22 protein-coding genes and 1 pseudogene are annotated in these 23179 nt (G+C 60.6%); 6 read left to right on the top strand and 17 right to left on the bottom strand.

The genetic code is table 11. The annotated features are described in order from the left end of the window. Positions 1-7: 7 nt before the first annotated feature. The 6 genes from KGA83_RS07170 to exbB form a co-directional block, all read right to left on the bottom strand. On the bottom strand, positions 8-1408 hold the full coding sequence (locus KGA83_RS07170; RefSeq protein ID WP_108218874.1) for an aminoacyl-tRNA deacylase and HDOD domain-containing protein: 1401 nt from the start codon (positions 1406-1408) through the stop codon (positions 8-10). Positions 1409-1486: 78 nt separating this feature from the next. Beyond that, entirely contained in the window at positions 1487-3562 is a 2076-nt protein-coding gene (gene recG, locus KGA83_RS07165; protein WP_108218875.1) for an ATP-dependent DNA helicase RecG, read from the bottom strand. Positions 3563-3571: 9 nt separating this feature from the next. Beyond that, positions 3572-4501, bottom strand: coding sequence for a hydrogen peroxide-inducible genes activator (locus tag KGA83_RS07160; RefSeq protein ID WP_108218876.1), 930 nt, complete (start codon positions 4499-4501; stop codon positions 3572-3574). Positions 4502-4695: 194 nt separating this feature from the next. Next, positions 4696-5445, bottom strand: coding sequence for an energy transducer TonB (locus tag KGA83_RS07155; RefSeq protein WP_223529258.1), 750 nt, complete (start codon positions 5443-5445; stop codon positions 4696-4698). Then, positions 5442-5870, bottom strand: coding sequence for a TonB system transport protein ExbD (gene exbD / locus KGA83_RS07150; protein ID WP_108217242.1), 429 nt, complete (start codon positions 5868-5870; stop codon positions 5442-5444). The genes KGA83_RS07155 and exbD overlap by 4 nt, the downstream gene beginning before the upstream one ends. A 6-nt stretch (positions 5871-5876) precedes the next feature. Further along, the gene (exbB, locus tag KGA83_RS07145) at positions 5877-6821 is read right to left on the bottom strand and encodes a tonB-system energizer ExbB (RefSeq protein ID WP_108217258.1); all 945 of its coding nucleotides are present in this window, start codon (positions 6819-6821) and stop codon (positions 5877-5879) included. 188 nt (positions 6822-7009) lie between these two features. Between exbB and KGA83_RS07140 the strand changes: the two genes are divergently transcribed. After that, complete coding sequence (locus KGA83_RS07140; protein WP_223529256.1) at positions 7010-7867, top strand: SDR family oxidoreductase; 858 nt, start codon at positions 7010-7012, stop codon at positions 7865-7867. 94 nt (positions 7868-7961) lie between these two features. Here the strand turns inward: KGA83_RS07140 and KGA83_RS07135 are convergent, their stop codons facing one another. The 6 genes from KGA83_RS07135 to KGA83_RS07110 all read right to left on the bottom strand — a co-directional run bounded on the left by KGA83_RS07135 (position 7962) and on the right by KGA83_RS07110 (position 13269). Continuing rightward, entirely contained in the window at positions 7962-8702 is a 741-nt protein-coding gene (locus KGA83_RS07135; protein WP_108217240.1) for a hypothetical protein, read from the bottom strand. Between the two features lie 67 nt (positions 8703-8769). Further along, positions 8770-9150 carry a RidA family protein gene (locus KGA83_RS07130; protein ID WP_108217239.1) on the bottom strand — a complete coding sequence of 127 codons (381 nt, stop codon included), beginning with the start codon at positions 9148-9150 and terminating at the stop codon, positions 8770-8772. A gap of 28 nt (positions 9151-9178) precedes the next feature. Further along, the gene (gene spoT / locus KGA83_RS07125) at positions 9179-11284 is read right to left on the bottom strand and encodes a bifunctional GTP diphosphokinase/guanosine-3',5'-bis pyrophosphate 3'-pyrophosphohydrolase (RefSeq protein WP_108217238.1); all 2106 of its coding nucleotides are present in this window, start codon (positions 11282-11284) and stop codon (positions 9179-9181) included. 57 nt (positions 11285-11341) lie between these two features. Continuing rightward, on the bottom strand, positions 11342-11605 hold the full coding sequence (rpoZ, locus tag KGA83_RS07120) for a DNA-directed RNA polymerase subunit omega (protein WP_007921129.1): 264 nt from the start codon (positions 11603-11605) through the stop codon (positions 11342-11344). 167 nt (positions 11606-11772) lie between these two features. Next, on the bottom strand, positions 11773-12393 hold the full coding sequence (gene gmk, locus KGA83_RS07115) for a guanylate kinase (RefSeq protein WP_007975181.1): 621 nt from the start codon (positions 12391-12393) through the stop codon (positions 11773-11775). 12 nt (positions 12394-12405) lie between these two features. Beyond that, on the bottom strand, positions 12406-13269 hold the full coding sequence (locus tag KGA83_RS07110) for a YicC/YloC family endoribonuclease (RefSeq protein ID WP_115948392.1): 864 nt from the start codon (positions 13267-13269) through the stop codon (positions 12406-12408). A gap of 268 nt (positions 13270-13537) precedes the next feature. On the opposite strand from KGA83_RS07110, the gene rph reads away from it, so the two are divergent. From rph to gltS, 3 genes are all read left to right on the top strand, one after another. After that, positions 13538-14260 (top strand): ribonuclease PH, encoded by a 723-nt coding sequence (gene rph, locus KGA83_RS07105; protein WP_007989575.1) that lies wholly within the window; start codon positions 13538-13540, stop codon positions 14258-14260. A 28-nt stretch (positions 14261-14288) separates the two neighbouring features. Beyond that, positions 14289-14657 (top strand): DUF4870 domain-containing protein, encoded by a 369-nt coding sequence (locus tag KGA83_RS07100; protein WP_007996522.1) that lies wholly within the window; start codon positions 14289-14291, stop codon positions 14655-14657. Positions 14658-15040: 383 nt separating this feature from the next. Then, positions 15041-16246 carry a sodium/glutamate symporter gene (gene gltS / locus KGA83_RS07095; protein ID WP_115948391.1) on the top strand — a complete coding sequence of 402 codons (1206 nt, stop codon included), beginning with the start codon at positions 15041-15043 and terminating at the stop codon, positions 16244-16246. A gap of 106 nt (positions 16247-16352) precedes the next feature. On the opposite strand, the gene KGA83_RS07090 is transcribed toward gltS, so the two are convergent. Then, positions 16353-17132 carry an exodeoxyribonuclease III gene (locus KGA83_RS07090; protein ID WP_003176915.1) on the bottom strand — a complete coding sequence of 260 codons (780 nt, stop codon included), beginning with the start codon at positions 17130-17132 and terminating at the stop codon, positions 16353-16355. Positions 17133-17214: 82 nt separating this feature from the next. Here KGA83_RS07090 and pyrE point away from each other — a divergent pair, with 82 nt between their 5' ends. Further along, entirely contained in the window at positions 17215-17859 is a 645-nt protein-coding gene (pyrE, locus tag KGA83_RS07085) for an orotate phosphoribosyltransferase (RefSeq protein WP_108217236.1), read from the top strand. Positions 17860-18039: 180 nt separating this feature from the next. On the opposite strand, the gene argB is transcribed toward pyrE, so the two are convergent. The 4 genes and pseudogenes from argB to coaBC all read right to left on the bottom strand — a co-directional run bounded on the left by argB (position 18040) and on the right by coaBC (position 22274). Further along, positions 18040-18945: an acetylglutamate kinase gene (gene argB, locus KGA83_RS07080; protein ID WP_008047078.1), complete on the bottom strand. Its 906-nt coding sequence runs from the start codon at positions 18943-18945 to the stop codon at positions 18040-18042. Between the two features lie 17 nt (positions 18946-18962). Beyond that, a pseudogene (locus tag KGA83_RS07075) lies at positions 18963-20339 on the bottom strand (phosphomannomutase/phosphoglucomutase); the annotation flags it as partial. Positions 20340-20604: 265 nt separating this feature from the next. Further along, positions 20605-21060 (bottom strand): dUTP diphosphatase, encoded by a 456-nt coding sequence (gene dut / locus KGA83_RS07070; protein ID WP_007975171.1) that lies wholly within the window; start codon positions 21058-21060, stop codon positions 20605-20607. 5 nt (positions 21061-21065) lie between these two features. Further along, complete coding sequence (gene coaBC, locus KGA83_RS07065) at positions 21066-22274, bottom strand: bifunctional phosphopantothenoylcysteine decarboxylase/phosphopantothenate--cysteine ligase CoaBC (protein WP_102700099.1); 1209 nt, start codon at positions 22272-22274, stop codon at positions 21066-21068. Between the two features lie 135 nt (positions 22275-22409). Here coaBC and radC point away from each other — a divergent pair, with 135 nt between their 5' ends. Then, positions 22410-23084 (top strand): RadC family protein, encoded by a 675-nt coding sequence (gene radC, locus KGA83_RS07060; RefSeq protein WP_223529254.1) that lies wholly within the window; start codon positions 22410-22412, stop codon positions 23082-23084. Positions 23085-23179: the final 95 nt, after the last annotated feature.

Below are 23179 nucleotides of genomic sequence, written 5' to 3'. Positions count from 1 at the left end.
ATGCTTTTCAGCCCTGGGTGAACTGCGAAGCCAGTTCGCGCAGCAGCACTTCGGCCTCGAGGACTTTGCTGACCACGTCGTTGGCTTTTTCGCGGCTCAGGCCAAGGCGTTCGAGCAGGGCGTCGGGGATGCCTTCGTCCGGACCAGAGCCGATGCCACGGCTGCGCAGCAGGCGTACAGACAGGCACACCAGGTTCGGGTATTCGGCGTAGGCGCCATCGTAGGCCGGGTCGTGCTGGAAGCGCAGGGCGGTGGCCAGTTCTTCAGGCATGTCCCAGAAACGCATCAGCCATGTGCCGATCTGTTCCCGGCTGATGCCCAGCAGGTGTTGTTCCACGAAACTGTGGCACAGGTGCGGGTTGACCTCCAGGTGGCGGCAGATCAGTGAGAAGTGCGGCGGGAACACGTGGGCCAACAGCAGGTAGCCGAAGTTGTGCAGCAGGCCGGCCAGGTAGGTCAGGCCGGCTTCCGGACGCTGGGCGCGCGGCATGGCGCGGGTCAGGCCTTCGATGACGGCGGCGGTGTAGATCGACTGCTGCCAATACGGCGTGGAGTGTTGCGGGTGGTCTTTGGGCAGGCTCAGGGTTTTGCCCAGGGCCAGGCCCAGCGCCAGGTTGATCACCAGGTCGAAGCCCAGCACGCGCACGATGGCGTCTTCCACCGAGCGGATCTTGCCCGGTGAGGCGTAGTACGGCGATGCCGCCCAGCTCACGACTTGTGCGGCCAGCGCCGGGTCGGTTTCGACCACGCCGGTGATGTCGTCGATGGTGGCGTTGGGGTCGACGCGCAGCTTGATGATTTTTTGCGCGGTTTCGGCCAGCGGCGGAATCTCGATGGTCGCTTCCAGGCGCTGCTGGATACGCCGCGCGGTGAACGCCTGGACGGCCTGGGTGATTTCCTCGCGGTCGTCATCGGGGCGGTCGAGGTTGGGGCGGATGCTGGTCAGGTTTTCGCCGAAGTTGGCGGCGCTGGCCTTGGTCAGCATGGTCTTGAAGTCTTCACTGGAGATTTCCAGCAGCACGCCCGGCTCACCGGAATTGACCAGCAGCTTTGGTTCGCGCAGCAGGCTTTCTTCGTACAGGCACGGCGAGCTGGTGAGCGCCGGCAGGCCAGGCAACAGGCTCAGGTTGTGCTTGCCGAGCATTTTTTCCAGGCGTTCGACGGGTACGGCAGTGAGGCGGCGACCGGTGAGTTCGGTCAGGCGATTGAGGTCGAGCAACTGGCTCTGCGGGAACAACACCATCAATGCGCCGACGCTGTCATCCAGCAGAACGGCCTGCACTTTGCGCGCGGCATTGAGGCCGTGATGGTCCAGCACTTCTTCGTAGGCAATGGCCAACTTGCCCAGCATCAGCCGAATAACCGACGGAGCGTGCGGGGTGGCGGGTGCTTGGGCAACTTCGGTCATGGACTGTATCCGTTTCAAAACAATTGCAGGAGTATAACCAGCTTGCTCAAACCCATGGCCCGGAAACTGCGACGGTGCTTAGACTTGGCCGTATTGCTGCCCGTGACGTAGCCAGCGGTCGAGTAGCGGGCTGACGTGGGTTGGCCAGCGCTCGAGCAATGCCTGGGCGGCATCCCGTACGGCGGGCAACAAATCGGCATCGCGCATCAGGTCAGCGACTTTGAATTGAAGCAGGCCGGTTTGCCGGGTGCCGAGCATTTCGCCGGGGCCGCGCAGTTCCAGATCCCTTTCGGCGATGACGAAACCATCGTTGGTTTCGCGCATGATGCCCAGGCGCTGGCGGCCGATCTGCGACAGCGGCGGATGGTAGAGCAGCACGCAATGGCTGACGGCGCTGCCCCGGCCGACGCGGCCGCGCAGCTGGTGCAGTTGCGCCAGGCCCAGGCGCTCCGGGTTCTCAATGATCATCAGGCTGGCGTTGGGTACGTCCACGCCCACTTCGATCACCGTGGTCGCGACGAGCAGTTGCAGGTTGCCGGCCTTGAACTCGGCCATCACCGCGGCTTTTTCCGCAGGCTTCATGCGGCCGTGGATCAGCCCGACTTTCAACTCGCCGAGGGCGGCGGTGAGGTCCTCATAGGTGGTTTCGGCAGCCTGGCAGGTCAGCTCTTCCGACTCTTCGATCAGCGTGCACACCCAGTAGGCCTGGCGCCCTTCGGCGCAAGCGCTGCGTACCCGCTCGATGACTTCGACCCGGCGGGTGTCGGTGATCAGTACGGTGTTGACCGGAGTCCGGCCCGGCGGCAGTTCGTCGAGGATCGAGGTGTCGAGATCGGCGTAGGCGCTCATGGCCAGCGTGCGCGGAATCGGCGTGGCGGTCATGATCAACTGGTGCGGGCACATGCGCCCGCCGACGCCCTTCTGCCGCAAGGCCAGACGCTGCTGCACGCCGAAGCGGTGCTGCTCGTCGATGATCACCAGCGCCAGGTTCTTGAATTGCACTTCATCCTGGAACAGCGCGTGAGTACCAACCACCATCGGTGTGCCGCTGGCGATTTGCTCCAGCGCGGCTACGCGGTTCTTGCCCTTGAGCTTGCCGGCCAGCCACGCGACTTCGATGCCCAGCGGTTCGAGCCAGCGCTTGAACGTGATGAAGTGCTGCTCGGCGAGAATCTCGGTGGGCGCCATCAGTGCGACCTGATAACCGGCCTCCAGCGCTTGCAACGCAGCGAGGGCGGCGACTACGGTTTTGCCGGCGCCAACGTCGCCCTGGATCAGCCGCAGCATGGGTTCGTGCTGACTGAGGTCGTATGCGATTTCGTTGCCGACCCGTTGCTGGGCACCGGTCGGGTTGAAGCCGAGGTTCGCCAGGTACTTAGCCGGCAGTTGGGTGGCTTTGGGCATTGCCGGCGCGCGCAGGGAGCGCATGCTTTCACGCAGGCGCTGTTGCGACAATTGATGGGTCAGCAGTTCTTCGAAGGCCAGACGGTGCTGCGCCCAGTGGTGACCGAGGGCCAGTTCATCGACGTCGGCATCGGCGGGTGGGTTGTGCAGGTAGCGGATCGCATCGGCCAATGGCGCCAATTGGTAGTCGCGAGCCAGTTCGTTCGGCAGCCAGTCGGGCAGGCTGCTGGGGCCGAGCAGGGTGAGGGTCTGCATGCACAACTGGCGCAAGCGCTGTTGGGTCAGGCCTTCGGTGAGCGGGTAGACCGGGGTCAGGGTTTCATCCACCGGCGGCGGTTCGTCACCGGTGATGGCGCGGTATTCCGGGTGGTAGATCTCCAGCCCCGAAGCACCGGGCCGTGCCTCGCCGTAGCAGCGAATCCGCGTGCCGCGTTTGAGGCCTTCTTTCTGCGCGTTGCTGAAATGGTAGAAGCGCAGGCTTAAGCCCCCGGTGCCGTCCTGTAGTCGAACCACCAGGCTGCGTCGCCGGCCCATGACCACGTCGGCGCCGCTGACGGTGCCTTCGATGACCGCGTCCTGTCCGGGTCGCAATGCGCCAATCGGAACCACGCGGGTGCGGTCCTGATAGCGCAGCGGCAGGTGAAACAGCACGTCCTGGAGGTTTTCCAGGCCGACCTTGGCCAGTTTCTCGGCCATGGCTTCACCGACACCCTTGAGTGCCGTCACCGACACTTGCGACAACTCGCTCATGACCGTTGCTTAGCCCGCAGCGACTTGTGCCGCTGGCTTGGCCACCGAGCACAGGCGAATGGAGTCGGCGAGGATTTCAATCGCCTTCGGACGCGGGAAGCTGGCGCGCCAGGCAATGGCCACGGTGCGGAACGGTACAGGGGCCGAGAGCGGGCGCACTTCAATCACGCCCGGGGCGTAGTGATGGCTGTCGACTGCCGATAACGGCAGGATCGAAATACCCAGGCCGGACGCGACCATGTGGCGAATGGTTTCCAGGGAACTGGACTCCACCGTGGTGTGCTTGGCGCCGTCGTTGCCCTTGGTCAGGGTCGGGCAGGCTTCCAGTACCTGATCGCGGAAGCAGTGACCTTCTCCGAGCAGCAGCAGGCTCTTGTCGTTGAGCAGGTTGGCGTCGATGGATTCTTTCTGCGTCCACGGGTGCTGCGCCGGCATCAGTACGTAGAAGGGCTCGTCGTAGAGTTGCAGGGTCAGCACGTCGGCTTCATTGAACGGCAGGGCGATGATGATCGCGTCGAGCTCGCCGTTGCGCAGTTTGTCGCGCAGCACGTGGGTGAAATTTTCCTCGATGTACAGCGGCATCTGCGGGGCGACCCGGTGCAGTTGTGGAATCAGGTGCGGAAACAGGTAAGGCCCGACGGTGTAGATCGCGCCGACTTTGAGCGGGGCGGTCAGTTGATTCTTGCCGGCCTGGGCCAGTTCGCGGATGCCCTGGGCTTGTTCCAGCACTTTCTGCGCCTGGGCGACGATGCCTTCGCCGACTGGGGTCAGGCGCACGGCGCTTTTGCTGCGCTCGAAAATCAGCACACCGAGTTCGTCTTCAAGCTTTTTCACGCCCACCGAAAGGGTCGGCTGGCTGACGTGGCAACGCTCGGCCGCGTGGCCGAAGTGCTGCTCTTGGGCGAGGGTAACGATGTAGCGTAATTCTGTAAGAGTCATAGCAAGCGTCCATGAAGTTGCGGGCCAAGCATACCGGCTGCAATCGATAGACGCACGTTATCAGACTGTACGTGTCGAGTGACACTGGGCAATGCGAAAGGCAAAAAAGATCGCAGCCTGCGGCAGCTCCTACAGGGATCACATTAACCCGTGTAGGAGCTGCCGCAGGCTGCGATCTTTTGATCTGCTGCTTTTTACCGCCGACGCTTTTCCAGCGAATAAACAAACGGTGCAACGATTTCGATGGAGCCATTGGTCAGCATGTCGACCGGTGGCTTGGGCAGCGGTTGAGCGCGGCGGATCATTTCCAGGGTGGCCCGGTCCAGATCGGCAGTGCCCGAGGCGCCTATCAGCTCAAACGACAACACATTGCCTTCGGCATCCACGACGAAACGCAGACGGTTCATGCCTTCCTTGCCCCGCGCCTGGGCACTGGCCGGGTACTTCTTGTACTTCTGCAGGTGCGCCAGCAAGGTGCCTTGCCAGCTGGCCTTGGCCGCCAGTTGAGCCGGTGAAGGGCCGGGTGCAGGCTGGGCGGATTTCTCCGTTGGCGTCTGAGTCTGTTGCGTTTCGGCCGGTTTCTCTTCCGCCGGTTTTTCCTTCGGCGGCTCAGGTTTCTTCTCTACCGGCTTCGGCGGCTGCGGCTTGGGCTTTGGCTTGACGGGCTTGGGCACGGCAATTTCAGCTTTCGGCGCTTCGGCGAGCTTGGGTATCGGCAGTTCTTCAACCGGAGCCGGTGGCTGCGGCGGGGTGACGACCTTCGGCGGAGCAGGCGGTGGCGGGGCAGGAACCGGTGCCAGCTCGACCATCATTGCCTGAGGGGGCAATTCGATAGGCGGACGAGCGGACCAGTTCAGCGCCAGCGCGATGGCCAGCGCGTGAACACCCAGCACCACGGCCAGGCTACCGCTGTAACGCGTCAGCTTATGGCGCGTCGTGATCATTTTTTGGCTGCCGACTCGAGACCGACAAGACCCACCTTCAGGTAGCCGGCAGAGCGCAGGTTATCCATCACGCTCATCAGGTCGCCGTAATCCACGCCTTTGTCGGCCTGGAAGAAGATTGTCGTGTCTTTCTTGCCCTGGGTTTTGGCGTCGAGCGTGGCGCCGAGTGCTTCGGCCTTCACTTCGTCTTCGCCGAGGAACAGGCGCTGGTCAGCCTTGACGCTGAGGAACACCGGTTTCTCTGGCCGCGGCGCCGGCTTGGCGGTCGAGGCGGGCAGGTCGACCTTGATGTCCACGGTGGCCAGAGGGGCCGCCACCATGAAGATGATCAACAGCACCAGCATCACGTCGATGAACGGCGTGACATTGATTTCGTGGTTTTCGGACAGATCGTCGTCTGCCCCTTCCTTCAAATGCAGGCCCATGGCCGATTACCCCACTTTCACCATGTGCGGTTGCGAGCTGCGCTCAGGCTGGTGGTCGAGGTCACGGCTGACCAGCAGCAGGACCTGTGCCGAGGCGTCGGACACCTGGGCCTTGTAGCCGGCAATGGAGCGGGCAAAGACGTTGTAGATCACGACTGCAGGGATCGCTGCAACCAGGCCCAGCGCGGTAGCCAGCAGGGCTTCGGCGATGCCTGGCGCGACGACGGCGAGGTTGGTGGTCTGGGTTTTGGCAATGCCGATGAAGCTGTTCATGATGCCCCACACGGTGCCGAACAGGCCGACGAACGGCGCAGTCGAGCCGATGGTCGCCAGTACGCCGGTTCCGCTGCTCATGTTGCGACCGCAGGCCGCGACCAAGCGCTCAAGACGGAAGCTCACGCGTTCCTTGATGCCTTCTTTCTCGCGGCTGTTGACCGACAGGCGCATCTCTTCGAGGGCGTCATGCACCAGCAGGTTGGCCAGGGTGCCTTCCTTCGCCGCAGTGGCGCTGGCTTCCTTGAGGGAGGCGGATTTTTTCAGTTGGGCGATTTCACCGCGCAGCCGACGTTTGGCGCCCATCAACTCAAGGCCCTTGGCGATCCAGATGGTCCAGGTGATGATCGAGGCAATGGCCAGGCCGATCATCACGATTTTCACGATGATGTCGGCATTCTTGTACATGCCCCACGGCGACAGGTCATGGGCCATGCCCAGGGTGTTGTCGGCTTCGAGGACTTCAGGAACGTCTTCACCCAAGGTTTCTGCCGGTGCTGCCTGGGCAGGATCGGTCGCGGCCTGTGCAGGTGCTGTAGCGGCGGCCGGAGTAACGGATACCTGGGCATCGGCGAAAGCGGTGACTGGTGCGAGCATCAGGCTGAGGAGCAGGGCGGCCACCGCGCTCCAGGCGCGAGGTCGTTTGGTTGGCGAAGCGGGGAATTGATTGCGTGTCATGCTGGCCGGACCTGAGAGAAAAAACGGGTGATGTTCTTCCAGGCCTCGAAAGGCCGAGAACAAAAGTGGGGTGCATTATTGCAAGTAATTCTTGTTAACAGAAGTAATAGCGTCTCTTTTTTTCCTGCATTGCTAGCCGCCTGTCTATTGCCGGCGCTAGTCTGTGGCTTTGCGATGGGAGTTTTCTGATGTCTGCGCCTACTGTTTTGATCGCCGGCTGTGGTGATGTCGGCAGCCGCCTGGCCACACAACTGCTGACGGCTGGGTGGGAGGTTCACGGCCTGCGACGCGACGTTTCACGCCTGCCCAAGGGCGTCATCGGTGTTGCCGGTGACCTGTTCAACAAAGACTGCCCAGCCACTTGGCCAATCGGTGCCGTGGATTACCTGGTGTATTGCGCGGCGGCCACCGATCACGACGAAGCCGGTTACCGCGCTGCGTATGTCCAGGGCCTGGAGCATGTGCTGGAGTGGCTGAACGACTACGGGCAGATGCCCAATCGCCTGTTGTTTGTTTCCAGTAGCAGTGTTTACGGGCAACAGGAGGGCGAGTGGGTCGACGAGACTTCGCCAGCCGTGGCGGCAGGTTATTCCGGACGTGTGATGCTCGAAGCCGAGCAACTTGCCCTTAAAAGCGGCATTCCGGCCAGTATCGTGCGCTTGACCGGCATTTACGGCCCCGGCCGTGAATGGCTGCTGACGCAGGTGCGCCGAGGTTATCGCGTGGCGGTCGAACCACCGTTGTACGCCAACCGGATTCATGCGGACGATGCCGCGGGGTTGATGGCGTGCCTGCTTGAGGCGGATCGACGTGGTGTGGCGCTGGATGATATCTACATCGGCGTCGATGACGCACCGGCAGCGCTGGCGGATGTGGTGGGCTGGTTGCGCGAGTATCTGGGTGTGACCGAATGGGCTGATGACGACAGCGTGCGACGCACTGGCAGCAAACGGTGCAGTAATGCGCGGGCTAAAGCCTTGGGCTGGTCGCCGAAGTACCCGAGTTTTCGCGAGGGGTATGCGGCGATCATTGAAGGGCGCTGTTAGCTGCTAATGGCAAAAAATCGCAGCCTTCGGCAGCTCCTGCAAAGTTACATGTACACCTGTAGGAGCTGCCGAAGGCTGCGATCTTTTCAGGGATTTATTGCTTTTCCAGCAGCCACTTGCGCTCACCCGGGGTGAACGAGGGCATTTCATCCGCCTGCGCCGTGTTCACGGTCTGGAAAATCTCCAGCTCTTTGCCCTTGCGCGCAAAGATCCAGGCGTTGCCCTGGCCATTTTGTTGCAGCCACATATTGTCGTTGCCGCCGCTCATGGATGCGCAATCGCCGGCCAGGCACAACGCATAGCGGTCGCTGCCTGGCAGGCCGGTCACCTGGCCATCAGCCTGGAATTGCACGGTGCTGCCTTCGCCGGGACCGCTGACGATTGTCCAGCCGCCGCCCATGTAGGCTGAATACAGTGCACGCTCGAAACTGGCGCCGATCGGAGCGCCCTCCGGCACCGGGATCTGGGCGCGGTCGAAGACCTGTTCGGGCTCGTTGTCGCTGGCAGACTGGCTCAGTTGCTTGCCGTCACGCGTCAGCTCACTGGCCGAACTGCCATAAAAGTCGACTTTCCAGGCACCGGACTCTTCACCCAGCAGTTTGCCTTCGACGTTTTCAAAGCCGTTGGTGTAGCGGGCCTGACTGGCCTTGGTGTTGATGTCCCATTCCAGATTCGGGCCATAGGCCTGGAGCGCTTCACGCAGGGGGACACCTTTGGCTGCAGCATCGATCGCCACCTGGTTGATCCAGGTGCCGCTGACATCACGATCGGCAGGGTTGCTGGCACATCCGCCCAGGAACAGGGCGAGCAGCGAGAGAGCAAGCGCGTTGCGCATGGTGGAATCCTTTCAAGCTTTCTTTACAGCAGAGCAGTCGGCGCAGCCTTGGGCTGCGCCGCACGCATTACTCGATGACCAGGATGGCATCCATTTCAACCTGCGAACCCTTTGGCAGGGCTGCTACACCGATGGCGGCGCGGGCAGGGTAAGGCTGGTCGAAGTACTTGCCCATGATCTCGTTGACCTTGGCGAAGTGGCTCAGGTCGGTGAGGAAGATGTTCAGCTTGACGATGTCCTTGAACGAACCGCCAGCGGCTTGCGCCACGGCCTTGAGGTTCTCGAACACCTGGACGGTCTGGGCTTCGAAGCCTTCAACCAGCTCCATGGTTTTTGGGTCCAGAGGAATCTGACCCGACATGTAAACGGTGTTGCCAGCCTTGATCGCCTGGGAGTAAGTACCGATGGCGGCCGGGGCCTTGTCGCTGGTGATAACAGTCTTGGTCATGTATGACTCCTTGTAATGTGTTGGCGAGCTATGCACGCATGCGGGTGATGCGAGTCACCCCGGACAAGGCGCGCAGTTTCTTGATCACGCGGGCCAGGTGCACGCGGTCGTGCACGCTGACCACCAACTGGACCACGCTGATGCGACCATCGCGTTCGTCCATGCTGATTTTCTCGATATTGCCGTCGGCTGCGTTGACGCTGCTGGCCAGCAGGGCGATCAGGCCGCGCTGGTGCTCCAGCTCGACGCGCAGCTCGACGTTGAATTCGCCGGTGACATCCTTGGCCCACGAGAGCTGGATGCATTTTTCCGGGTTGTGCCGGATTTCGCTGATGTTGCGGCAATTATCCAGGTGCACGACCATGCCTTTGCCGGCGGACAGGTGGCCGACAATCGGGTCGCCCGGGATCGGCGTGCAGCACTTGGCGTAGCTGAGCACCAGGCCTTCGGTGCCGCGAATCGCCAGCGGGCCTTCCGGACTTGGCAAATGTTCGCCTTCGCCCAGCAGTCGGCGGGCCACCACATAGGCCATGCGATTGCCCAGACCGATGTCTTCGAGCAAATCTTCGATCAGTTCGAGACGGTACTCGACCAGCATGGCCTTGACGCGTTCGGCCGGGATTTTCTCCAGCGCGCTGTCGAAACCGTTGAGGACCTTGTTCAGCAGGCGTTCGCCGAGGCTGATGGATTCGGAGCGGCGTTGCAGTTTCAGTGCGTGGCGGATGTGCGTGCGCGCCTTGCCGGTGACCACGAAGTTAAGCCAGGCCGGGTTCGGGCGGGCGCCGGGAGCACTGACAATCTCGACCGTGGAGCCGCTTTGCAGCGGTTCGGACAGTGGTGCGAGACGGCGATTGATTCGGCAGGCAATGCAGCTGTTGCCGACGTCAGTGTGCACCGCGTAAGCGAAGTCGACTGCCGTGGAGCCCTTGGGCAGCTCCATGATCCGGCCTTTGGGCGTGAACACGTAGACCTCGTCCGGGAACAGGTCGATCTTCACGCTTTCGATGAATTCCAGCGAGTTGCCGGCGCGTTGCTGCATTTCCAGCACGCCTTTGACCCACTGGCGGGCGCGGGCATGGGTGCCTTTGGGCTGCTCGTCGCCGCTGGATTTGTACAGCCAATGGGCGGCGATGCCGTTGTTGGCCATCTCTTCCATTTCGCGGGTGCGGATCTGGATCTCGATCGGTACGCCGTGCATGCCGAACAGCGTGGTGTGCAGCGACTGATAGCCGTTGGCTTTGGGGATCGCGATGTAATCCTTGAAGCGTCCCGGCAGAGGCTTGTACAAATTATGTACAGCGCCCAGCACGCGGTAGCAGGTATCGACCTTGTCGACGATGATCCGGAACGCGTAGACGTCCATGATCTCGTTGAAGGCCCGACGCTTGCCGCGCATTTTCTTGTAGATGCCGTAGAGGTGTTTCTGCCGGCCGCTGACCTCGCCCTGGATGCCATCAATGGCCAGGCAGTGGCTCAAGGACTCCTCGATCTTGTTGACGATTTCCTTGCGGTTGCCCCGGGCGCGTTTGACCGCCTGGTTGATCCGCGCGGAACGCATCGGGTGCATGGCCTTGAAGCCGAGGTCTTCGAACTCTATGCGGATGGCGTGCATGCCCAGCCGGTTGGCGATGGGCGCATAGATTTCCAGGGTTTCCTTGGCGATGCGTCGGCGTTTTTCGCCAGACAACACTTCCAGGGTGCGCATGTTGTGCAGGCGGTCGGCCAGCTTGACCAGGATCACGCGAATGTCGCGGGCCATGGCCATGGCCATTTTCTGGAAGTTTTCAGCCTGGGCTTCCGCCTTGGTCTCGAAATTCATCTGGGTCAGTTTGCTGACCCCGTCGACCAGTTCGGCCACGGTTTCGCCGAACTGCGCTTGCAGCGCTTCCTTGGCAATACCGGTGTCTTCGATCACGTCATGCAGCATTGCAGCCATCAGGCTCTGATGGTCCATGTGCATGTCGGCAAGAATATTCGCAACCGCGAGCGGGTGCGTGACGTACGCCTCGCCGCTACGGCGGCGTTGGCCGTCGTGGGCTTGTTCGGCGTAGAAATACGCTCGGCGGACCAGGTTGACCTGGTCGTTGCCGAGGTAGGTCGATAAGCGATCGGCGAGGGCGTCTATGCTCGGCATGATATCTCCTGCCGCAAGCTGTGATCCCGCGCCGTGCTACGTCGACCAGGCATAGGCTTAGACGGCCTCGTTGGACTCGTCCTCGAATGCAGCAAAAAGCGGTTCATCTTCAACAATTTCGGCTTCAGCGATAGCTGCGTAGTCGATCAGGCCTTCAGCGATTTCGCGCAGGGCGACGACGGTAGGCTTGTCATTTTCCCATGCTACTTTCGGCTCTTTGCCGCCGGTGGCCAGTTGACGGGCACGCTTGGTAGAGAGCATGACCAGCTCAAAGCGGTTATCCACGTGTTCTAGGCAGTCTTCAACGGTTACGCGGGCCATGGTCTTCCTCGTAGCAAATGCAATATGCGCGCTGCCCGGATGGGCGAGCGGACTCAACAGTTTAAAAAATCACCAGCGATTAGGGAAGCGCTGATTTTTTGACCAAGCCCTTCAACGCGCTGCAAGTACCAATGTAAAGCCCTTGCAGCGGTTTTGGGAAGAGCTGATTAACCGAGCAATTCAGCCAGCAATTTGCCGTGACGCTGCTGCTGACGCTTCTGAATCAGCTGATTGGCGCGGAAAATCGCCTTCAGATCGTGCAGCGCGTGGGCGAAATCGTCGTTGATGATCAGGTAGTCGTAGTCGACATAGTGGCTCATTTCGCTGACGGCTTCGCGCATCCGGCCGTCAATGATCTCGTCACTGTCCTGGCCGCGATTGGTCAGGCGCTGGTGCAGGGCCTGCAATGACGGCGGCAAAATGAAGATCGAGCGGGCCTGAGGCATCAGCTTGCGCACTTGCTCGGCACCTTGCCAGTCGATTTCCAGGATCAGGTCGTGACCTTCGTCCAGGGTCTGCTGCAGGTGGCTTTGCGAGGTGCCGTAGAGGTTGCCGAACACTTCGGCGCGCTCGAGGAAATCCCCGTGCTCGATCATCTTCACGAACTCGCTGCGGTCGACGAAGTGATAGTTCACGCCATTCACTTCACCGGGGCGCATGGCGCGGGTGGTGTGGGAAACCGAGACGCGGATCTCCGGATCGGCGTCGGTCAGGGCCTTGACCAGACTGCTCTTGCCCGCGCCCGAAGGGGCGGAAATGATGTACAGGGTGCCGGTGCTGTGTGTCATGTCGGGGTAGCCTTACTCAATATTCTGCACTTGTTCGCGCATTTGCTCGATCAACACCTTGAGGTTGACCGCAGCCTGGGTGCTGCGCGGGTCGAAGGCTTTGGAGCCCAGTGTGTTGGCTTCGCGGTTGAGTTCCTGCATCAGGAAGTCCAGGCGCCGACCGGCAGCGCCGCCGGATTTGAGCACCCGGCGAACTTCGATGATGTGGGTGCTCAGGCGATCCAGTTCTTCGGCGACGTCGCTTTTTTGCGCGAGCATGACCATTTCCTGCTCCAGGCGCTGCGGGTCCATCTCGGCCTTCATGTCGGCGAAGCGGTCGAGGACTTTCTGGCGTTGGGTGGCGAGCATTTGCGGGACCAGTTCGCGCAAAGTCACCACGTCGTCTTCGATGGAGGTCAGCCGCTCGTTGATCAGCCGCGCCAACTCCGCGCCTTCGCGCTCGCGGCCGGCCTTGAGTTCCTTGAGGCCCTGATTGAACAGTGCCAGCGCTTCGGCGTTCAAGGCTTGCGGGTCGATGGCGTCGCCTACCAGTACGCCGGGCCAGGCCAGGACTTCCAGCGGGTTCAGCGCGGCCGGGTTCTTGATCAGGCTGGCGATGGTCTCGGCGGCGGCGACCAGTTGCGCGGCACGCTCCTGATCAATTTGCAGCGCTTTGCCGGTGTTTTCTTCGGTGAAGCGCAGGGTGCATTCGAGCTTGCCCCGCGATATACCCTGGCGCAGGGCTTCACGAACAGCGCCCTCGAGGTCGCGAAAGGACTCCGGCAGGCGCAGGTGGGGTTCCAGGTAGCGGCTGTTGACCGACCGCAGCTCCCAGCTCAGGGTGCCCTGGACGCCGGCGTTTTCGACGCGGGCGAAGGCGGTCATGCTGTGCACCATGGCGGTACCTCGCAATGCAGATCGGCACCGAACCGAGGCTCCGGGAATCCGATATCAATGAATTAAAGCCGACTGGCAGCAAAGGCGCAGGATTGTAGCGCAGTGACGCGGATGCGCCCAAACACACGGTGTGACAAAGAGCGGCAGGCCTTCGCCGACGTGCGGTGCAGAGCCCTCGGTCGTCGGCGGAATTTTTTAGACGTGCCCAGTGGCGGCCGGCGGCTCTATAATGCTCCGCAGATTTCCGTCCCCAGTACAGGTACTCCCTATGATACGTCCAAGTGGTCGCGCTGCCGATCAGCTCCGCTCGATCCGCATCACCCGCAACTACACCAAACACGCCGAGGGTTCTGTGCTGGTCGAGTTCGGTGATACCAAGGTCATCTGCACCGTCAGCGTTGAACCGGGCGTACCGCGTTTCCTGAAAGGCCAGGGCCAGGGTTGGTTGACAGCCGAGTACGGCATGCTGCCGCGCGCTACCGGCGAGCGTAACCAGCGTGAAGCCAGCCGTGGCAAGCAAGGCGGTCGCACCCTGGAAATCCAGCGTCTGATCGGTCGCTCCCTGCGCGCTGCACTGGACATGTCCAAGCTGGGCGACGTCACCCTGTACGTCGACTGCGATGTGATCCAGGCCGATGGCGGCACCCGCACGGCTTCGATCACCGGCTCCATGGTTGCGCTGATCGATGCCTTGAAAGTCATCAAGAAGCGTGGCGGTCTGAAGGGTGGTGACCCGGTCAAGCAGATGATCGCTGCTGTTTCCGTGGGCATGTACAAGGGGGAGCCTGTGCTTGACCTCGACTACCTGGAAGACTCGGCCGCCGAGACGGACCTGAACGTTGTGATGACCAGCGCTGGTGGTTTCATCGAAGTCCAGGGCACTGCCGAAGGCGCGCCGTTCCAGCCTGAAGAGTTGAACGCCATGCTCGAGTTGGCGAAGAAAGGCATGAACGAGATCTTCGAACTGCAAAAGGCCGCATTGGCCGACTGACCGGACTGCTCCAGGCAAGGAGGACGCCATGAGTGACGAGCAACTGCCACTGCCCACGCCGAGCCAAGAGGTGCGTCAGTGGGCCATGTTTTGCCACTTGTCCGCCTTGCTGGGGATCTGGATTCCGTTTGGCACGATCATCGGCCCGCTGATTCTCTGGCAGATGAAGCGCGAGATGGACCCGTTCATCGATGCCCAAGGCAAGGAAGCGCTGAACTTTCAGATCTCCGTCGCCATTGCCTCGGCCATTTGCTTCTTGCTGATGGTGGTGATTATCGGGTTCTTCCTGTTTGGCCTGATCGCGATCGGTGCGCTGGTGCTGACGATCATTGCCGGGGTGAAGGCCAATGAAGGGCAGCCTTATCGGTATCCGTTCACCTGGCGGTTGATCAAGTAAGCCAGGACGCTGATGCTGTTTTAAGCGCAGTTCAATACAAATGCCCCGACATGTCGGGGCATTTGTTTTTTTGCAATCAGATTAATCTCTAATGTTGCGTACTTGGTCGCTCGCTATTCAAACGAAATTCATTCGTGCAAATAAAATTTCTTACACGTTTAGTCACAAACTGCAAGGCTCAGTGCGGCTTGTATGCTTGGCAATGAGACTTGGCGATTGATAAAGTTGCCGCAAGTAATATTTATAAAGAAATATTTCGATATATTCGGACCATTGACGGCCTCTGAATCCAATACTAGTCAGTGTTGAGATGGATCAACCTGTTCAAGAGGCGTGTCCAGGTAAAAAGTTCGCCCCTGAATGTAAAAGCAAGAATATCCCAAATGCTTCAGCTCGATTTTTATGGAACGCTTGTCGCCGCCTCTTTAGTACTTTTGCTGGGGCGCGCTCTTGTCTCACGTATCGGTTTTTTACGTACTTATAATATCCCGGAGCCTGTAGCAGGCGGCTTGGTGGTTGCCTTGGGTCTTCTGGCTTTGAGAACCCTCGATTTTGAAATCCGATTTGATACCTCGCTGCAAACTCCCTTGATGTTGGCGTTTTTTGCCACCATCGGCTTGAGTGCAGACTTCGCCAGTCTGAAGAAGGGTGGGCGCGTCGTGGGGGGATTTTTGCTGGCGGTTGTCGGACTTCTGGTGATCCAGAATGCGATGGGCATCGGGCTTGCAACGGCGCTGGGGCTCGACCCCTTGATGGGCTTGCTGACAGGCTCGATTACCTTGGCAGGCGGCCACGGTACAGGTGCTGCGTGGGGGGCGACGTTCAGCGAGAAGTTCGGTCTGGCGTCTGCCTCTGAACTGGCCATGGCCTCCGCGACGTTTGGCCTGGTGCTGGGCGGTTTGATTGGTGGGCCTGTTGCCCGCCTGCTCATCAGCCGTGTCCAGGTGCCCGGCCTCGAGCAGGAAAAGCCACGGCTGCCCAAGGGTTTTGAGCAGCCGAACAAAGAGCGCTCAATCACGTCATTTTCGCTTGTCGAGACACTGGCTTTGATCGCTGTCAGCCTGCTGACGGGCTCACTCCTGAATGGGTGGCTTCAAGGAACCGCATTTGAGTTGCCGACATTCGTTTGCGTGTTGTTCGTGGGCGTGGTTTTACGAAACGGGCTTTCGGCGCTTGGCGTGTATCAGGTGTTTGAGCGTGAAGTCTCAGTGCTGGGGAACGTCAGCTTGTCGCTGTTTCTGGCGATCGCTCTGATGTCACTCAAATTGTGGGATCTGGCTTCACTGGCATTGCCGATCTTCATCATCCTGGCTGTACAAACGCTGGTCATGGCACTGTTCGCGATTTTTGTGACGTTCAGGATGATGGGCAGTAACTACGATGCCGCAGTACTGGCGGCAGGGCACTGCGGTTTTGGACTGGGAGCCACGCCAACGGCCATCGCTAACATGCAAGCGGTGACACAGCGCTACGGACCTTCGCAGATAGCGTTCCTGGTGGTGCCGATGGTGGGTGCATTCTTCATCGACATCATTAATGTGATCGTGATCAAGTTGTACCTTGCACTGCCGTTTTTCGCCGCGGCTTGAGAGTCAGATCACTGGGCGCTCTTGGATGGAGCGCATAAAAAATGCCCGTATCTTGCGATACGGGCATTCTTTCGACTGTCTGTCAGACTGCTCAGTGAAGAATCACTTAGATCGTCAGCGTCCAGTCGTAGTCCACGATCAGTGGCGCGTGTTGCGAGAACCGCGGCTGGCGTGGCAGGCGTGCGCTGCGCACGAAGCGGCGCAGGCCCGGGGTCAGTAGCTGATAGTCGAAGCGCCAACCGAGGTTGAGCATCTCCGCCTGTTCGTTATCCGGCCACCAGCTGTACTGGTCGCCTTCACGGCTGACTTCGCGCAGGGCGTCGACATAACCCATGTTACCGACAATCTCGTCCATCCAGGCACGTTCAGGTGCCAGGAAGCCCGGAGATTGCTGGCTGTCGCGCCAGTTCTTGATATCCAGCTTCTGTTGCGCCACGTACAGCGAGCCACAATAAATGTACTCGCGACGTTTGCGTCGCTGTTTATCCAGATAACGGGCGAAGTCGTCCATTAGCTTGAACTTCTGGTTCAAGTCTTCATCGCCGTTCTGCCCCGAAGGGAGCAGCAAGGTCGCGATGCTGACCTTGTCGAAATCTGCTTGCAGGTAGCGCCCGTAGCGGTCGGCCGTCTCGAAACCGAGACCGCTGATGACAGCCTTCGGTTGCAACCGCGAATACAAAGCCACGCCGCCTTGGGCAGGGACTTCAGCATCGCAGGCATAAAGGAAGTAGCCATCCAGTTGGAAGGCTGGGTCATCCAGTTCAAAGGCGGAGGCACGGGTGTCCTGCAGGCAGATGACGTCGGCATTCTGTGCTTGCAGCCAACTGAGCAAACCACGCTCGACTGCAGCCTGAATACCATTGACGTTCACACTGATGATCCGCATAAATGGCCCCAAAAATCGCGTGCGTGTATGATACACGGCGTCAAGCTAATTAGCTAAATCCGTGGTATTTGGGGTTTTTTTCATGCAAGCGTATCAGCGCGATTTCATCCGTTTTGCCATCGATCGCGGCGTTTTGCGCTTCGGTGAGTTCACCCTGAAGTCCGGGCGCACCAGTCCATACTTCTTCAATGCGGGCCTGTTCAACTCAGGGCAGGCCCTGGCGCAGCTCGGTCGTTTCTATGCCGCTGCCATTGCCGAGAGTGGCATTGCGTTCGACGTGCTGTTTGGACCGGCCTACAAAGGTATCCCGTTGGCCGCGACCACCGCCGTGGCACTGGCCGAGCATCACAACCGTGACCTGCCATGGTGCTTCAACCGCAAGGAAGCCAAGGCCCATGGCGAAGGCGGCAGCCTGGTCGGCGCACCGTTGACCGGCGATGTGCTGATCATCGACGACGTAATCACCGCTGGCACCGCGATCCGTGAGGTGATGCAGATCATCGCCTCCCAGGATGGCGCCAAGGCCGCTGGCGTACTGATCGCCCTGAACCGTCAGGAGCGTGGCAATGGCGAGTTGTCGGCGATCCAGGAGGTCGAGCGTGACTTCGGCATCCCGGTGATCAGCATCGTTTCGCTGAACCAGGTGCTGGAATTCCTGGCGGATGACCCGCAGCTCAAGCAGCATCTGCCGGCCGTGGAAGCGTACCGCGCCCAGTTCGGCGTCTGACCGCAAAGCACTTGTAGGAGCGAGCTTGCTCGCGATGGACGCCAGGGCGACGCTTTTCGTCAGGCACCCCGCGTTATTGTTGACGTTTTTCGCGAGCGAGCTCGCTCCTACAGGGATCTGCCGGCAAAAAAAGACCCCGCTCAGCCAGGCCGAGCGGGGTCTTCTTGTTTGCGCTATCGCTTAAGGACGCTTGCGATTGCTGATCAGGGTGCCCACGCCGGTATCGGTGAAGATTTCCAGCAGGATCGCGTTCGGCACGCGTCCGTCGATGATCAGCGAGCTGCCCACGCCGCCCTGGACCGCTTCCAGTGCGCAACGGATCTTCGGCAGCATGCCGCCGTAGATGGTGCCGTCGGCGATCAGGTCGTCGACTTGCTGGGTTGTCAGGCCGGTCAGGACCGTGCCCGACTTGTCCATCAGGCCGGCGATGTTGGTCAGCAGCATCAGCTTCTCGGCTTTCAACGCTTCGGCGACTTTACCGGCCACCAGGTCAGCGTTGATGTTGTACGACTCGCCGTTGGCACCGACACCGATTGGCGCGATCACCGGGATGAAATCGCCCTTGACCAGCAGGTTCAGCAGGTCGGTGTTGATCCCGACCACTTCGCCCACGTGGCCAATGTCGATGATTTCCGGGGTGGTCATCTCCGGCGTCTGACGGGTAACAGTGAGCTTCTTCGCGCGAATCAGCTCGGCGTCTTTACCGGTCAGGCCGATGGCGCTGCCGCCATGACGGTTGATCAGGTTGACGATGTCCTTGTTGACCTGGCCGCCGAGGACCATTTCCACCACGTCCATGGTCGCGGCGTCGGTGACGCGCATGCCGTCGACGAAATGGCTCTCGATCGACAGGCGCTTGAGCAGGTCACCGATTTGCGGGCCGCCACCGTGAACCACCACCGGGTTGATGCCCACGGCCTTCATCAGCACGATGTCGCGGGCGAAGCCGGTTTTCAGCTCCTCGCTTTCCATCGCGTTGCCGCCGTATTTGATCACCAGGGTCTTGCCGACATAACGGCGGATGTAAGGCAACGCTTCGGACAGGACCTTGGCGGTGTTGGCGGCGGCTTCGCGTTCGAGGGTCATTCAGGGCTCCGGGTGAATCAGAACGGTAGTTGGAGATCAGGTGCAACGCGCTTGAGCTGGATGTGGAACACATCCTTGATACGTTGCAGTTCAGCCTCGTCATCGGCCTCGAAACGCAGCACCAGCACCGGTGTGGTGTTGGATGCGCGTACCAGGCCCCAGCCTTTGGCATAGTCGACTCGCACGCCGTCAATGGTGGTCAGGTCAGCGCCTTCGCCCCACTGCGCATCGTGCAATGCATCAATGATGCTGAATTTGCTCTCTTCGGTCACATGGATATTGATTTCCGGCGTAGAAATATCGTTGGGGAAGGTCGCGAACAACTCTTCGGCCGAGGATTTTTCCTTGCTGAGGATCTCCAGCAAGCGTGCGGCGCTGTAGATGCCGTCGTCGAAACCGAACCAGCGCTCCTTGAAAAAGATGTGCCCGCTCATTTCGCCAGCCAACAGGGCGCCGGATTGTTTCATTTTCTTTTTGATCAACGAGTGACCGGTCTTCCACATTAACGAACGGCCACCGTATTCCTTGATCAGCGGAATCAGGCGACGGGTGCATTTGACGTCGAAGATGATTTCGGCGCCCGGGTTACGCGCTACAACGTCGCGGGCAAACAGCATCAACAGACGGTCCGGGTAGACGATGCTGCCGGTGTTGGTCACCACGCCGACGCGGTCGCCATCGCCGTCGAAGGCCAGGCCGATGTCAGCGTTGGTTTCCTTGACCTTGGCGATCAGGTCCACGAGGTTTTCAGGCTTGCCCGGGTCCGGGTGGTGGTTCGGGAAGTTGCCGTCCACTTCGCAGAACAGCGGGATGACTTCGCAGTTCAGCGCTTCGATTAGCTGCGGGGCGATCACGCCGGCCGCGCCGTTGCCGCAGTCGACAACCACTTTCAGGCGACGGGCCAGCTTGATGTCCTGGACGATTTCGGTGGTGTAGCGGTCGAGGATCTCGACCGGGGTGATGCTGCCCTGGCCGCTGCTCAGGTTGTTGGTCTTGAGGCGGTCGTGCAGGGCCTGGATCTGCTCGTTGGCCAGTGTGTCGCCGGCAATGACGATCTTGAAGCCGTTGTAGTTCGACGGGTTGTGGCTGCCGGTGAGCATCACGCCGGATTTTCCGGCCAGTACGTTGGCGGCGTAGTAGAGCGCCGGAGTCGGGACCAGGCCGACATCACTGACGTGGCAGCCGCTGTCGGCGATGCCTTTGATCAGTTGCGCGACCAGTTCCGGGCCGGACAAGCGGCCATCGCGACCGACGGATACGTTTGGCTCGCCCTGGGCCAGGCTTTGGGAGCCGACGGCACGGCCGATCCAGTAAGCGGTTTCGGCGTTCAGGAATTCCGGAACGGTGCCGCGAATGTCGTAGGCGCGGAAGATGCTGTCAGGGAATTTGGGTGCGACTTTGGCCGGGGTGTTCATCTGTGGAAATGCTCCATCTCGAAAGTGGCTGGACAGGCCGCCGATTCATTCGGTGGCAGGTTCAAACTGAAGGGTATGACGGCGTTTTCCACAGAGAGTTCGTGGTATGAAAGGGCCATGACGCCCCTGACGGCACGGGTTTGACCAGGCAATGCCTTGATTTTCGGTGCTAAACCTTGCAGATGACAATTTGAATTTTGTGGCGAGGGAGTCTGTTCCCCCACCACAAAAGAGCGTGTCCGGATCAGCGGGTACCGGTATGGCCGAAACCGCCAGTGCCGCGCTCGGTTTCAACAAACTCTTCAACCATTTCGAAGTGAGCCTGCACCACTGGCACCAGCACCAACTGTGCCAGGCGCTCGCCAACCGGCATGGTGAATTCGGTCTGGCCACGGTTCCAGCAGGAAACCATCAATGGGCCTTGGTAGTCGGAGTCGATCAGGCCGACCAGATTGCCCAGCACGATGCCGTGCTTATGGCCCATCCCCGAGCGCGGCAGAATCAGCGCCGCCAGGTTCGGGTCGCCGATATAGACCGACAGGCCCGTGGGGATCAGCACGGTTTCACCCGGCTTGATCACGGTGTCCTGTTCCAGCATGGCGCGCAGGTCGAGGCCGGCGGAGCCCGGTGTGGCGTATTGCGGCAGCGGGAATTCGGTACCGATGCGGGGGTCGAGGATCTTGGCTTGCAAAGCGTGCATGTAAATTAAACCTGGTTCAGACGTTCGGCGATAAAAGTGATCAGCTGGCGAGCAATCTTGCTCTTGCTGGTCTGGGCGAAGAGTGTGGCGTGTAGCTCGCGGTCGATGACGCTGCAGGCGTTTTCTTCGCTGTTGAAGCCAATGCTCGGGTTGGCGACGTCGTTGGCGACGATCAAATCGAGGTTCTTGTCTTTCAACTTGCGTGCAGCGTAATCGAGCAGGTGTTCGGTCTCGGCGGCGAAACCGACACTGAACGGGCGGTCGGGGCGGGTGGCGATGGTGGCCAGGATGTCCGGGTTGCGCACCATCTGTAGCAACAAGCCGTCGCCGTTCGTAGGATCTTTCTTGAGTTTCTGTGGGGCGACGACTTCCGGGCGGTAGTCCGCAACGGCTGCCGAGGCGATGAACAGGTCGCAAGGGATCGCGGCTTCGCAGGCAGCGAGCATGTCGCGGGCGCTGACCACGTCGATGCGGGTGACGCGATCCGGTGTCGGCAGGTGCACCGGGCCGGTAATCAGGGTTACGCGGGCGCCGGCTTCCACGGCAGCTTCGGCCAGGGCAAAGCCCATTTTCCCGGAGCTGTGGTTGGTGATGTAGCGCACCGGGTCGATGTTTTCCTGGGTCGGGCCGGCGGTGATCAATACGTGTTTACCGGTCAGGGCCTGACGCTGGAAGCAGTCGGCGGCGCACTGGGCCAGTTCAAGGGCTTCGAGCATGCGCCCCAGGCCCACGTCGCCGCAGGCCTGGCTGCCGGAGGCCGGACCAAAGACCTTGATGTCGCGACTTTCGAGGGTTTGCAGGTTGGCCTGGGTCGCCGGATCGCGCCACATCGCCTGGTTCATTGCTGGCGCAACGGCGACCACCGCGTCGGTGGCCAGCACCAGCGTGGTCAGCAGGTCATCGGCAATGCCTTGGGCCAGACGAGCAATCAGGTCTGCCGTGGCGGGGGCGATCAGTACCAGGTCGGCCCATTTGGCCAGTTCGATGTGGCCCATGGCCGCTTCGGCCGCCGGGTCCAGCAGGTCCAGGTGGACCGGGTGCCCGGACAGGGCCTGCATGGTCAGCGGGGTGATGAACTCTGCGCCGCCACGGGTCATGACCACGCGCACTTCGGCGCCCTGATCGATCAGGCGGCGAACCAGGTCGGCGCTCTTGTAGGCAGCGATGCCGCCGCCGACGCCCAGAACAATGCGTTTCCGATACAGCCGCTGCATAGGCCTGCCTTTCAATTCGTTGGTGACATACGTGGCGAAACCCCCTCCCCAGGGTGAATTCGCCCGCAAAAAAGATGGGCTACGATATCACAGCGACCGCTACGGAACAGCGGTGCCCACAGACAGGGAGGTGCTATGAGTATTCGCGATTGGCCGGCGGCGGAACGGCCGCGGGAGAGGTTGCTTGAACAGGGCGCGGGAAGCCTTTCGGATGCCGAACTGCTGGCGATCTTTTTACGCACGGGCGTGGTGGGTAAAAGTGCAGTGGATTTGGCGCGACACCTGTTGAATCAGTTTGGCAGCCTGCGATTGCTGCTTGAGGCCGATCAGGAAACGTTCAGCAAGCAGTTGGGGCTTGGGCCGGCGAAATTTGCACAGTTGCAGGCTTCGCAAGAAATGAGCAGGCGTCATCTGGCCGAGCGTGCGCGCCAAAAATCGACACTGGAGAATCCGCATGCGGTTCGCGAGTACCTGAAATCGATGTTGCGCCACGAGCCACACGAGGTGTTCGGTTGCCTGTTTCTCGATTCCAAGCATCAGGTGCTGACGTTTGAGACGTTGTTTCGCGGCTCCATCGACAACACCAGTGTTCATCCGCGAGAGGTGGTCAAACGCGCCTTGGCCAACAACGCAGCGGCATTGATCCTCTGCCACAACCATCCTTCGGGTAACACCGACCCCAGTCAGTCCGACCGGGTGCTGACCAAGCGCCTGCAAAAGGCGCTGGAGCTGATTGACGTGCGGGTGCTTGACCATTTCATCATCGGCGACGGCGATCCGTTGTCGATGGCGGAGTATGGGTGGATGTAGTGCATGGCCCCTGTAGGAGCGAGCTTGCTCGCGATGGTCGTGAACGATAACGCGGGTAGTCAGGCACCCTGCAGCGTTCTCGGGTTTATCGCGAG

This window comes from Pseudomonas sp. GL-R-19 (assembly GCF_019956375.1).
Classification (GTDB): domain Bacteria; phylum Pseudomonadota; class Gammaproteobacteria; order Pseudomonadales; family Pseudomonadaceae; genus Aquipseudomonas.
This window is presented reverse-complemented; position numbering and strand designations above follow the sequence as displayed.